The sequence below is a fragment of the Streptococcus suis genome (assembly GCA_002831545.1).
Lineage (GTDB): Bacteria > Bacillota > Bacilli > Lactobacillales > Streptococcaceae > Streptococcus > Streptococcus suis_P.
The window spans coordinates 2,590,205-2,603,406 of record CP025095.1; the positions used below are offsets into that span (position 1 = coordinate 2,590,205).

Annotated in this window: 12 protein-coding genes and 1 pseudogene; 1 reads left to right on the forward strand and 12 read right to left on the reverse strand. The window is 42.0% G+C overall.

The window, feature by feature from the left end; genetic code table 11:
• Positions 1–42 precede the first annotated feature (42 nt).
• From CWM22_12710 to CWM22_12745, 8 genes and pseudogenes are all read right to left on the reverse strand, one after another.
• A complete protein-coding gene (locus CWM22_12710) occupies positions 43–231 on the reverse strand; it encodes a hypothetical protein (GenBank protein ID AUC92908.1) in 189 nt (62 codons plus the stop codon).
• Between the two features lie 451 nt (positions 232–682).
• On the reverse strand, positions 683–841 hold the full coding sequence (locus CWM22_12715; GenBank protein AUC92693.1) for a bacteriocin: 159 nt from the start codon (positions 839–841) through the stop codon (positions 683–685).
• Positions 842–1,002: 161 nt separating this feature from the next.
• Positions 1,003–2,343, reverse strand: a complete 1,341-nt coding sequence (locus tag CWM22_12720; GenBank protein AUC92694.1) for a histidine kinase — start codon at positions 2,341–2,343, stop codon at positions 1,003–1,005.
• Positions 2,343–3,080: a DNA-binding response regulator gene (locus tag CWM22_12725; GenBank protein ID AUC92695.1), complete on the reverse strand. Its 738-nt coding sequence runs from the start codon at positions 3,078–3,080 to the stop codon at positions 2,343–2,345. Before CWM22_12725 ends, CWM22_12720 begins: the two co-directional genes overlap by 1 nt.
• Positions 3,081–3,335: 255 nt before the next feature.
• Positions 3,336–3,587: pseudogene (locus CWM22_12730) on the reverse strand (hypothetical protein).
• Positions 3,588–4,161: 574 nt separating this feature from the next.
• Positions 4,162–4,347, reverse strand: a complete 186-nt coding sequence (locus CWM22_12735) for a hypothetical protein (GenBank protein AUC92696.1) — start codon at positions 4,345–4,347, stop codon at positions 4,162–4,164.
• A gap of 61 nt (positions 4,348–4,408) precedes the next feature.
• Entirely contained in the window at positions 4,409–4,852 is a 444-nt protein-coding gene (locus tag CWM22_12740) for a D-aminoacyl-tRNA deacylase (GenBank protein AUC92697.1), read from the reverse strand.
• Between the two features lies 1 nt (position 4,853).
• Complete coding sequence (locus tag CWM22_12745; protein ID AUC92698.1) at positions 4,854–7,055, reverse strand: bifunctional (p)ppGpp synthetase/guanosine-3',5'-bis(diphosphate) 3'-pyrophosphohydrolase; 2,202 nt, start codon at positions 7,053–7,055, stop codon at positions 4,854–4,856.
• A gap of 255 nt (positions 7,056–7,310) precedes the next feature.
• On the opposite strand from CWM22_12745, the gene CWM22_12750 reads away from it, so the two are divergent.
• The gene (locus CWM22_12750) at positions 7,311–9,794 is read left to right on the forward strand and encodes a bifunctional 2',3'-cyclic-nucleotide 2'-phosphodiesterase/3'-nucleotidase (GenBank protein AUC92699.1); all 2,484 of its coding nucleotides are present in this window, start codon (positions 7,311–7,313) and stop codon (positions 9,792–9,794) included.
• Positions 9,795–9,842: 48 nt separating this feature from the next.
• On the opposite strand, the gene CWM22_12755 is transcribed toward CWM22_12750, so the two are convergent.
• The 4 genes from CWM22_12755 to CWM22_12770 are packed head-to-tail and all read right to left on the reverse strand — an operon-like array spanning position 9,843 to position 13,193.
• Positions 9,843–10,556: a DUF554 domain-containing protein gene (locus CWM22_12755; GenBank protein ID AUC92700.1), complete on the reverse strand. Its 714-nt coding sequence runs from the start codon at positions 10,554–10,556 to the stop codon at positions 9,843–9,845.
• A gap of 4 nt (positions 10,557–10,560) precedes the next feature.
• Entirely contained in the window at positions 10,561–11,307 is a 747-nt protein-coding gene (locus CWM22_12760; protein AUC92701.1) for a 16S rRNA (uracil(1498)-N(3))-methyltransferase, read from the reverse strand.
• Between the two features lies 1 nt (position 11,308).
• Positions 11,309–12,262: a 50S ribosomal protein L11 methyltransferase gene (locus CWM22_12765; GenBank protein ID AUC92702.1), complete on the reverse strand. Its 954-nt coding sequence runs from the start codon at positions 12,260–12,262 to the stop codon at positions 11,309–11,311.
• A gap of 31 nt (positions 12,263–12,293) precedes the next feature.
• Positions 12,294–13,193, reverse strand: coding sequence for a DUF4357 domain-containing protein (locus tag CWM22_12770; GenBank protein AUC92703.1), 900 nt, complete (start codon positions 13,191–13,193; stop codon positions 12,294–12,296).
• Between the last annotated feature and the right edge of the window lie 9 nt (positions 13,194–13,202).

A 13,202-nucleotide genomic window follows, 5' to 3' on the forward strand; every position in this document is an offset into this window, starting at 1 on the left:
TCATGAAATGTCGATATTTTGTAATGAATGACCATTTTTTTATTAAGTCGTTTTCATACTTCTCTTTTTTTCAATCATTGATAGAACGATGACTGAAAACAGCGGTGGAACCAAATAACTAATTTCGCTAAAATGAATAACAAATCCTATAACAGACAACCATTTAAGAAAAAACATATTAAAGATAAATAAGGCAAGGAAAAGTGTCCCGAGTTTCAACATCCTTTTCAGCTCTTTACTCATACTTCATCCCCACCTTTCCCATATTTATCCACTAAATGGGACACAATGACGGAAATGACCGCAACCGTGAACCCATTTAAGTAATGATTTTGAAAAGGCTGTAAAATACTTGTTACAGGAATGGAAATTACAACAACCAATAGAAGTTTAATAAGCCAAATCATAAAATTATTCCTCTTACGATACGCGTATAAAATGCACCAACAAACACATTCCGTAAAATCATCTCATCATTTACTAAAACCAAAGTGCAAGAGCCTGACCAAATTCATAACCAATTTGATATAGGGTATCAATGAGAGACGGAATATCAATCACACTAACCAAAAGTAACAAGAGCAAAACTTTTTCACGCTCTGACCACGGTTGACTATCCTTAACAGTTTTCATTTTTTTCATCGCTTTCTCTCCTTTAAAATTTCCTATCCTATCAACATCTTTACGGTAAAACTGCATTCACAAAACTACGCCCAAAATCTCTACCTGCTTGGTAAATGGTTTGAAAAATAGGCGGATAAATGGTCAATAAGCCAACAATAATCAACACCATGTAGATTGTTTTTTTATTTCCTTTGAAGTATGTTTTTAAAGTATTCATGTTCGTATCTCCTTTTGTTTTCTTTACACTCTTAGTATAGACCAACACACCACCATTTTTTCATCCATGTCATGAACTGTCGATATTTTGTAATGAATGACCATTTTTTCGAGCAAATGCAAAAAAATCTAGCCTTTCGACTGGACTTACATCTATAAATCTTATTCCAAAAACACCAACTCCTGAACAAATCGATGATTGCTACTGTTCGTTGATATAGAAAATTTAGGATAGTTATCTAAGATAGTTTTTACATTGGCCAAGCCAATTCCTCGATTATCTCCTTTTGTAGAATGACCATATTCAAAAATATGACTTGTAGATACTTTATCTTCAACCGTAGTATTTTCTACAACCACAATTTTTCGGTCATCTTCCTGGAAGTAGGCAAATACAATATTTCCATTTGCACACTGCTCTGCAGCATCAATCGCATTATCTAATAAGATAGATAGAATCGTTATGAATTCTATCAACTCTAAATCAGGTGGTTCAATTTCAGCATCTACTTCCACAGAAATTGCAATACCTTTTTTTTGTGCCTCCAACATCTTAGATGATAGTAAACTCTTCACTGCAGGATTTTGTATATTGGACAATCTAGCTATATCATACTTTCCATCATAGAATTTTCTATCAGAATCTGCAATAACCTCACTATAAATCGTTCGAATCGCAACAATATCCTCTTCCTTAATTGCTTCATTCAGACTAATAAGAATATTAGTGTAGTCATGTCGGAAACTTCGAATTTCTTTATAAAGTGATTCAACATGACGGCTATAACGATCTAAGTCAGTTAATTGTTTGTCCTTCAACTCCTGGATTTCTTTTTCTTGCTTTTCTTTCTTCTGATAGTTTAAATACAACATACTAACTGTAAATAGAATAAAGTATAATAGTAGTATATTAGTTCTAATAAAATATGTATCTATCTTAATATCCACTATTCCTTTATCCATCAATACTTCCAAAAATAAATTACCTCTTATTAAAAGAAAATAAGTAATAAATAGAATATTTAATCCAAAAAATATACCTCTAAATTTTTTGTCCAAAGTATCAACTTGAAGATATTTTGATTCTATTCGTAATCCCTTGAAAAATCCATAATAAAAAGGAATTAATAAAATAGGCAATAAGATTTCGAACATAGCACTAGCATTTGCATATACAATATCTACATCAAAAATAAAACGTAAATAAAGGCTGATGATACGTTGAAACATATCCCCTATCACAAATGGTAATAATCCATAAAATATTTTTTGAGTTCTATTCCAATTTGTTTTAAAAAATGGTATAACAATCAGAAAAGAAAATGGTTCTAATAATAAGTAAATATCATAAAGAATTATTTGACAGACTGTTAAGCAAGAAGCTATAAAACATTTTTTCTTCTTACTTAAAAATAAACCGCTAATTTGTTGAAGAATCATCAAACGAATCAGCATGTCAATAAAGAATACAGTGTCATAAAATGGAGATATAAAAATATTCATCAATCAATCTCCAACAAATCTGCAAGTTTCTTCTGCTTCAAACGAGAAACAAAACAAGAATCTCCGTTCTCAAAATAGGCAATATGGTTTGCTCTGTCCAACTTCGTTATATTTAAAGGATTCACTACACAAGAACGATGTGCTTGGTAAAGTCGTTCGTCAGCTTTCGCTAAATCCGATACTTTCCCGTAAAATTCAGTCTGACCTGTTTTCGTTTTTAAAATGACTTTATGTATTGTTGATGATGTTTCAAAATAAAGGATGTCACTAAAAGGAACTTGAATATGAGCAGTTTCAGTTTTATATACAAAAGAATTTTCAGCTATAGTATGATCAATATTTTCAAAAGCATGCACTAACACATCTGATACTGCCTTTTGAAAGTCACTATCCTCCAGGCCTTTATCTATAAAATCTAAAGCAGAAACCCGATAACGATACGTTACCGGCATAAATTCTGAGTGAGTTGTTACAAAGACAATAACAGCATAAGGATCTCGAGCACGGATTTCTTTAGCGATTTCCATTCCTTTCTTTTCTTCGCCTTTAATTTCAATATCTAAAAAGAAAAATTGGTGATTGCCTGCTTCCTCAATTGATTCCAATAATTGATTTGGTTTACCAAAAACTTCTAGGAATTTATATCTTACTGACGTTTCTTCAACACACTGCCTAATAGCATTTTCTAGCCTACTCTGCTGAAAAAAATCATCTTCTAATACAAAAATATTAAGCATAGATTATCTCCTAAACTTTTTGTAAGTTATAATCATTATTATAGCATATTTAGGTAAAAGATAAATGTCCAACTTGACTTGATAGACCCACCGATGTATAATAAACATAGAAAAAGGTAGTTGCTGGAAACAACTACCCCTTGCAGAACCGTTTAAGACGGTGGCTGTTTACAAATTATTTAAAAAATAACCGTTAACTCGCCAAAGTTATAGACGGTTATTTTTTTGTCGATTTTACCAATTCAAGCACTAACATCACGAGAGCGATAAAAGATAATAGTCACCCAGTTTACTTTTAGTACTAGGCAACGAGCTGCAGACAGCTTGTACAGTCGAGTGACTGTACAAGGTTGTAGATAGCACTTGCGAAAGCAAGTTACCCCTGCAGAGTACGGCAAAGCGAGTTCAAAGACTCCAGTGGTGTCTTTGAAGTTGGAAATAAGGAAACGACGTTTCCTCGCTCGTCGAAGTAATAAAAGAAAAACTGGATGACTGTACCAGCTACAAACATGAGTGTTAGCCACTCAAAGGTTGACAAGCTAAAGACTTTCGACGTGAGAGTTTTGAAACGATAATTTTCAAAACTCGAGCTAGTGCGAGCCCTAGACAAATCTTATAGGATTTGTCGTTGCCAGATGAGTAAGTTCACTTACCAGCTGGCTTGGGCTAGCCCTTCTGTTAGATTTTGATGATTTGCATAGTAGAACAAAAAGTTCCATTCCACTTCTCTTAATTCGCGTCAACATCTCAGCGCAGTGGTTGATTGGCAGATTTGTTCGTGCTTCGCACTCCAAATCTGACCTATACGACTGTTGCGAACAAGTTCGCTCCATTTCCAACCTCAAAATGTTCACTGAACCTTTTGAGCTGTGCGGGGGCGGTAGTAAAATAGTCCAGTGGACTATTTTAGCCTGAAGCTACAAATATGGAGGCAAAGGGAACTCAATTTCTACAAGTTGAGTTCTGTACCGCTCCCACCTACCTTTCAGAAATTAGAGCCACCGTCTTTACTTTTCTGCAAAAACTATTATAGCATATTTAATAAAGAATTGTAGTCCAATTTACACATCAAAAAACCAGCCTACTTGGGCTGGTCTTCTTGTAGTCGCTCTTTAAGGCGGCGACGGTATAAAATCTGCGAAGGGATGAAATAGAGAAAACTTGCCAGAATAATCCAGCGTTTGTCAATTCCACTAAAGTAAATCACCAAAATCAAGGTAAATGCTACCACTAGGTAGAAAAAATGATTGGTCAATAACTTTTTCATTCGGCACCTCCACATTTTCTTGATGTTAGTATATCAAATTTCCTTAAAAATGTATAGTAGTCTAGCGATTTTTGGTATCTAACACAATGGTTACCGGACCATCATTGACCAGGCTAACCGCCATATCCGCACCAAAAACGCCCACTTCAACCGGCACAAAGGCTGACAAGGCCTGGTTAAAAGCATCATAGAGTTGGCTGGCTAGGGCAGGAGCTGCCGCTCCTGTAAAAGCAGGGCGATTACCTTTTTTGGTGTCCGCAAAAAGGGTAAATTGGGAAATGGATAAAATCTTGCCCGCCACATCTTGAACAGATTTGTTCATCTTGCCTGCCTCATCTGAAAAAATCCGCATATTGACAATTTTCCGAACAGCATAGTCCAGGTCTTCCTGGCTGTCATCTGGCCCCACACCGACTAGGAGCAAAAGTCCCTGATCAATTTGCCCATGGATACTTCCTTCGATGGTCACACTGGCCTGTGATACACGTTGTAATACAATTTTCATCTTATCCGTTGGTCCTTTTCACTGAGTAAACTTCTGGCACCGACTTAATCTTGTCCACCAGACTGGTCAAGGTTGCCAGGTTGGAAATGCCAAAGGAAACATGGATAGTCGCAAACTTCATATCCTTGGTTGGCTGGGCATTGACCGAGGAAATGTTCTTGCTGGCATTGGTCAAGACCTTAAGGACATCGTTGAGCAGTCCTGAGCGGTTGAGCCCGTAGATGTCAATGTTTGCCATGTATTCCTTGGTCGAATTTTCATCCTCCCAACCGACATCAATCAGGCGGACATCATAGTTTTCCTGGCTCTTGAGGTTCATACAGTCCACACGGTGAACCGCAACCCCACGACCCTTGGTAATGTAGCCGACAATCTCATCGCCAGGTACTGGATTACAACATTTGGCAATCCGTATCAGCAAGCCTGACGCCCCTTCAATGACCACGCCACCTTCATGACGGATTTTCAAACTATCTTTGTTGTCGTGTTTGACTTCGCCACCGTTGACCAATTCATCCGCGACAGCTTTGGCCTTAGCCCGCTCTGCCTCACGGCGTTCTTTCTCTGTCAGGCGATTAAAGACGGACACGGCAGAGATTTCCCCAAAACCAACCGCTGCATAGAGAGCCTCATCGGTTTTATAGCTGGTCTTTTGCAGGACTTCGTCCATGTGGCGGCGGTCCAGGTATTGGTTGGGAACGTAGCCGTTTTCTTGGAGCAGATTCTGAAGCATCTCACGCCCTTTTGAAACAGACAATTCCTTGTCCTGATTCTTGAAGAACTGCTTGATTTTATTGCGGGCCTTGTGAGTCTTTACAAGATTGACCCAGTCACGACTTGGACCGAATGAGTTGGCAGAAGTGATGATTTCCACCTGGTCGCCCGTCTTGAGCTTGGTCGTCAGAGGCACCATACGGCCGTTTACCTTGGCACCTGTTGCTCGCTCACCGACCTTGGTATGAATCTCATAGGCGAAGTCAATGGGCACGGAGTCCTTAGGCAACTCACGCACCGCACCATCTGGCGTGAAAACGTAAATACGTTCTGTAAAAATATCGTCCTTGACAGAATTTACAAAGGTTTGCGCATCCCCAGCCCCTTCTTGGAGTTCAATCAGGTTGTTGATCCAACGCAGCTCTTTTTCAGAAGCAGTTGCCTTGCCACCACGCTTGTAGGCCCAGTGAGCCGCCACCCCGTACTCTGCTACCTGATGCATTTCCACCGTCCGAATTTGGAACTCGATTGGACCTTTTGGTCCATAGACTGTCGTATGGATGGACTGGTAGCCATTGGCTTTGGGACTGGCAATGTAGTCCTTGAAACGACCCGGCATCGGCTTCCATAATTCATGGATGTAGCCAAGCATGGCATAGACATCACTTGGTGTATCCATCAAGCAGCGAATAGCTGTCAGATCATATAGTTCGTCAAAACGCTTTTTCTTGTCATGCATCTTTCGATAGATGGAGTAGATATGCTTGGGACGACCGTAGATTTGACCAGTCAGATGACGTTCCTCTGTATATTCTCTCAACTTGTCGACGACTTCATTGACCAACTCTTCCCGTTCGCGTCGTTTCTCCCTCATCATGTGGGTAATCTTGTAGAACTCAACTTCATTGAGGTAACGGAAAGACATGTCTTCCAATTCCCACTTGATCGAAGAAATACCCAGGCGGTGGGCAAGCGGTGCATAGATTTCCATTGTTTCACGTGAAATACGTTCCTGCTTGTCCTTGCGCAAGTGCTTAAGGGTCCGCATGTTGTGAAGACGGTCTGCCAGTTTAACCAGAATGACCCGCATATCTTGGGACATGGCAATCAGCATGTTGCGGTGGTTTTCAGCCAACTGCTCCTCATGTGACTTATACTCAACCTTACCCAGTTTGGTCACACCGCCGACAATATGGCGAACCTCTGGTCCAAATTCAGCCTCCATATCATCCAAGGTTACATCCGTATCTTCAACCACATCATGTAAGAAACCACAGGCAACCGTCACAGCATCCAGCTTGAGTCCTGCTAAAATACCTGCTACCTGGATCGGGTGTACAATATAGGGCTCGCCCGATTTACGAAATTGAGACTTGTGTGCCTCTGTCGCAAAATCCAAAGCTTTCTTGACAAATATAACATCTTCTTCCGGTAAATAGGTGGCTGTCAAAGCAACCACTTCCTCCCCAGTGTAGTTAATTTCTTTCATATCTCTACTCTTCCTCTTATATTTCCTACTATTCTACCATTTTCACGAAAAAAGAAAAAGGAATCTAACATAAGACTACTAATTACAAACAATCCAAACCAAGTTCAGATTCGGCGAACGTTCCTTTTTTTGTTATTTTTCTTACTATTTTCACTTGTTTTTCAACAAAACGTTCAGAATTTGTCTTGAATTTTGCATTTATTAGCTGTATAATGATTGTAGAAGATTATTACAAAAAGAAAATGGAGGATTCTTATGAATTTTCGTTTCAGTAAGTGTGCCGTAGCGCTCACACTAGCTCTCTTAGCTGCAAGCAATCCAAAATTAGCTCAAGCCGAAGAGATTCTCAACACAACTCCAGCTTCTTCAACAGAAGCAAGTCAGGCTGTACCAGTTGAATCTGACACCACAGAGGAAGCTGATAATACAGAATCTCCTGTTCCAGCCACTACCGAAGCTGAAAATCCAAGCTCTTCCGAGACAGCTGAAACTAGTGATCCTACAAGCGAGACAACTGACACAACTGCTTCAGAAGCACGTACGGTCACTCCTGCTGCAACTGAAACTAGTCAGCCTGTTGAAGGACAAACTATTGATGTTCGCATTCTCGCAACAACTGACCTCCATACGAACTTGGTCAACTATGACTATTACCAAGACAAGCCTGTGGAAACACTCGGTCTGGCTAAAACGGCTGTCCTAATTGAAGAAGCAAAGGCTGAAAACTCAAACGTCGTTCTTGTAGATAATGGCGATACCATCCAAGGAACACCACTTGGAAATTACAAATCCATCATCGATCCAATTGAAGAAGGCGAACAGCATCCGATGTACGCTGCCTTGGATACGCTGGGCTTTGACGCAGGCACACTTGGAAACCATGAATTTAACTACGGCCTTGCCTACCTCGAAAAAGTAATTCGTACAGCCAACATGCCTCTAGTCAATGCCAATGTCCTCGATCCGACTACGAAAGACTTTCTCTACACCCCTTATACCATTGTGAAAAAGACATTCACAGACACCGAGGGTAAAAAGGTTACACTAAATGTCGGTGTTACAGGGATTGTTCCCCCTCAAATTCTCAACTGGGACAAAGCTTATCTAGAAGGAAAAGTGATTGTTCGTGATGCAGTTGAAGCCGTTCGCGATATTATCCCAACCATGCGAGAAAATGGCGCAGACATCGTTCTGGTCCTTTCCCACTCAGGTATCGGCGATGACCAATATGAAGTCGGTGAGGAAAATGTCGGTTACCAAATCGCCAGCCTGTCAGGAGTTGATGCGGTTATCACAGGTCACTCCCACGCAGAATTCCCAGGAACAGCCGAAAAACCAAGCTTCTATGCTAAATACTCTGGCGTGGATGATACAAATGGTAAAATCAACGGCACTCCTGTCACCATGGCGGGTAAATACGGTGATCACCTCGGCGTCATCGACCTCAACCTGACCTACACCGACGGTAAATGGACCACAACTTCTAGTAAGGCAGCTATCCGCAAGATTGACACCAAGTCATCTGTGGCGGACAGTCGTATCATTGACCTCGCTAAAGAAGCTCACACTGAAACTATCAACTATGTTCGCCAGCAAGTCGGTGAAACAACTGCACCAATCAACAGCTTCTTCTCCTTGGTGCAAGACGACCCATCTGTTCAAATCGTCAACAATGCCCAAATCTGGTATGCAAAACAACAGTTGGCGGGTACTTCAGAAGCTAATCTGCCAATCCTATCTGCGGCTGCACCATTTAAGGCTGGTACTCGAGGCGATGCAACTGCCTATACAGATATCCCTGCTGGTCCAATCGCTATCAAGAACGTAGCAGACCTTTACCTCTATGACAATGTGGTAGCTATCTTGAAAGTCAACGGTGCCCAACTCAAAGAATGGTTGGAAATGTCCGCAGGGCAATTCAACCAAGTTGACCCAAGCTCAACAGAGCCACAAAACCTAGTCAACACAGATTTCCGCACTTACAATTTTGACGTTATTGACGGAGTAACTTATCAGTACGATATTACGCAACCAAATAAATACGATCGTAACGGTAAGGTAATCAACGAAACTGCCAGCAGAGTTCGGAATCTGCAATACAATGGGCAAGATGTGACAGCTGATCAAGAATTCATCGTGGTTACCAACAACTACCGTGCAAACGGTACTTTCCCTGGGGTCCGCGAAGCTTCTGTCAATTACTTGCTCAACCTGGAAAACCGCCAAGCCATCATCAATTATATTATCGCTGAGAAAGTTATCAACCCTACAGCAGACAATAACTGGACCTTTACAGATAGCATCAAGGGACTCGACCTCCGCTTCTTGACAGCAGATCGTGCGAAATCTCTAGTTGCTGACCAAGAAGGTCTGGTTTACCTCCAAGCCTCAGCTGAAAACGAAGGATTTGGTGAGTTCAAGTTTGTCTACACTGAGCCAAAAGTCGTAACACCTCCAACTGGACAAACAGCTACTGATAATCAAACTTCATCTGGTCAATCTGGTGTTCAAATTACACTTCCGTCTGGTCAGGTCATTACCCTTCCAGCCGAAAAAACAACAGCACCTGCACCAAAACACCAACTTGCTACTACAGCTAAGACAAGCACTTCCTCCTCAACAACTCAAGCAGGACAAAAAACACTCCCTGCAACAGGTGAGATAAATTCTATGCTTAGCCTGATTGGCATCAGTTTGATGGGCCTTGTCGGTGCTTTCCGCAAGAAAAATGAAAACTAATGTAAAATAGTAAAGAGCTCGGATAAGCAACCGAGCTCTTTTAGTCTATTAAAAAAATGACCAAATAACTGCAATCACGATGGCCGGCAACATATTGGCCACGCGAATCTTTTTGTCCCAGATGATATTGACACCGACACAGAAGATGAGGGCGGAGCCGATAAAGGAAAGATTTGCAAGAGCCTGATCCGTCATCAGAGGCTCTATCAAATGAGCCAAGAGCGTAATTGTTCCTTGAAAGAGAAAGACCGGTACTGCTGAAAAGCCTGCTCCCTTGCCCAAACTCGAGGTCATAATCAAAATGATAATAAAATCCAAAATACTCTTAACGGCCAACAAGCGATAATCACCCGTCAATCCATCTTGGATGGCTCCTAGTATGGCCATGGCACCGATACAGACGGTCAGGGAGGCAGTTAGAAAAGCATCCAAAAACTGAGAGTCTTGACCATTGCCCGACTTTTCTCGGAGCCAAATCCCCAGTCGTTCAAACCAGCCTTCAATATGCAGGACTTCGCCCAGAAAGGTCCCAAAGGCTAGACTCAGCACAAAGAGCATGGTGTTCTGACTTTTGAGTTGACCGTCAACGACTGTCAACAGTCCTTCTAAACTACCTGAAATTCCTAAAAATAAAACAGCTAGCCCGCTCGCCACCGTTAAACCTGATTGATGGCGTTCTTTCAGCAAATGTCCAAACCAAGATCCTAGCACACCTGCTAGGGCGATGGCGATGGTATTGATAATTGTTCCTAAAGCAAACATGAATCTACCTCAACAATTCCGCCGCGTAGCTAATAGCAGAAAGAGCATAGAGTGGAGCCGTTTCTGCTCGGAGGATACGAGGACCAAAACCTGTCTTGACCGCTCCTGCTCCTTCAAATGCGGCTACTTCCTCAGGCGACACGCCGCCTTCTGGACCGACGATAACCAGGACTGATTGTCCAGCTTCTAAGCCAGACAAGATTTTCACCAGGTTTGCTTGTTCGCCTTCTTTTGCAGCTTCTTCGTAGGCTAAAATAATCTGATCAAAGCCTGCCAACTGAGCTAGGAAATCCGCTTTTTTCTCAAACAAGCGAACTGCAGGGATCCGATTGCGTTTACTTTGCTCGGCTGCTCCTTGGGCGATTTTTTCTAGCTTCTCTGCTTTTTTGCCTAATTTTTTACCGTCCCATTTGACCACTGACCAGGCCGCTGGAAAGGCCCAGAGGGCTGTCATGCCTAATTCCGTTGCCTTTTGGGCAACAAATTCGAGCTTATCTCCCTTGGGAAAGCCCATAGCAATGGTAACGGAGACAGGTAATTCAACATTGTCTGCCAATTCTTCGATGATTTCAACAGATTGGCTCTGGCTGTCTACTACCCGTGCCAAGCGTTTAATCCCGTCGTCAAAGACTAGGACAATCTGGTCATCTGCCTGCAATCGCATAACAGAAAACATATGCTTGGCTGTGTCCTTATCGCTAATCTGGAACACGCCCTGCGGCGCTCTGCCATTGACAAAATACTGCTGCATCTTAGCCTCCAATCACACCTGAGCGGTCAGCCGTCTTCTTAAAGACGCAGCAATTCCACTCGCCCTGAATCATGTGAGTCTCAAGGAAGAAGCCAGCCGCCTCCGCAGATGCTCGCACCATGTCCCACTTGTCCGCGATGATGCCGCTCATAATTAGGTAGCCCTCGTCCTTGACCAGACGGTAGGCATCCTCGGTCAGATGGATGAGAATATCCGCCAAGATGTTGGCAACGATGACTTCTGCCTCAATGTCAATGCCACGAAGCAAGTCACCTGCCGCGACATGAATATTGCTAGTATTGGCATTGAGATCAATGTTTTCCTGAGCTACACGCACCGCCACTTCATCTAAATCGTAAGCAAAGATTTCCTTAGCCCCAAGAAGAGAGCTAGCGATTGAGAGAACGCCTGAGCCTGTACCGACATCGATGACCGTTTCACCACCACGCAGGACCTGAGAAAGAGCAAAAAGGCTCATCTTAGTGGTCGGGTGGGTTCCCGTACCGAAAGCCATACCTGGATCCAGGCGGATGATTTTCTCACCAGCAGTCGCCTCATAGTCGGTCCAAGACGGTACAATGGTCAAATCGTGGGTAATGCGGGCTGGCTCATAGTATTTCTTCCAGTTGTCCGCCCAGTCTGCCTCTGCCAATTCCTGACTTTCTAAGCTGACCTGACCCGTTTCCAAGCCAAATCCTGGCAAATCCGCCAAGCGAGTCGCCAAGTCTGCCTTAACTTCCTCAATATCTACAGTATCAGGATAGTAAGCCGTAATCGCAATCATATCCGACTGCTCCACCTCGGGATAGAGTTCACCAAAACGGTCCTCCTGCCCCACATAGTCAGCTGAGTCGCTAATGGCCACCCCCTGACTGCCCGTTTCAATCATCAGATTTGAAACTGCCTCTTCTGCATCACGATGCACGTGAATCGTTAATTCTTGCCATGAGTTCATGTTTGTTTCCTTTCATTCTCTCAGACCAAACCTATATTGTCTCTTCTAATTCTTTCAAGGTTCGACCATCTCTATCTTTCCAGTCAGTTCGACCATTTGTATGCATTCCAAGCACAAATCCAGCTGCATAAGAAGGGCTATTAAAAAGTTGATTTTCTTGTAGAAGACCATCAACTATCACCCCGCTATTCTGTAACTCTGCTCGTCGTTCCTTTAAAACAGATGGTATCTTTTGAGAATCAATAGTTTCTATCATACTCCCTTTCAACACAACAAATCCTTCTGTAGTTTGCTTACAAGTCGCCTGAATTTCTGTGTTTGATTTTTTACTTTTTCGTTTCAAATAAAGCAACTGACTCGATGCATCTGTCGTCTCCCTGTCACTAGGCACATTTTGCACCATTGGAACAAATAAACGATACCCCAAAGTTCCAATAATCGTAATGGTATTATCAACGACTTCATCCAATTCTGACTGCTTTTCTTCCGTTACATTTCCTGGATTGGGTTCGTTACCATTTTTCACTATAAAACGCCCCGCCTCCTTGGCAAGCTGAGTAAATTTATTTTCTAGGTAGCTGATTTCTGTTGGACCAAAGGAATTGTTCTGAGTTGTTAGTACAATCACATCATTAAAATAATCCGCATGGTTATCACGTGTATGCTCTTGAATACGGAGCAGCACTCCTTCTCCATTTTTACGAGTCGTAGCCTGCCCTATGTAAGTAATATCTTTTCTCTTTTCATCATCATACCCCAAAAGAAAGTAGATACCACTTTGCTTCATCTCCGAACGTTCTTTCAAATCCCCTAAGTGAATGCGTGGTATTTTGAAAATAACTCCCGTCCAATTGGATAAGGTACATTTGATTTTCCCGGTTACTTCACCATCCATCAAGAACATATTGATATTTTTGCTACGGTTAACCATTGCTCCAAC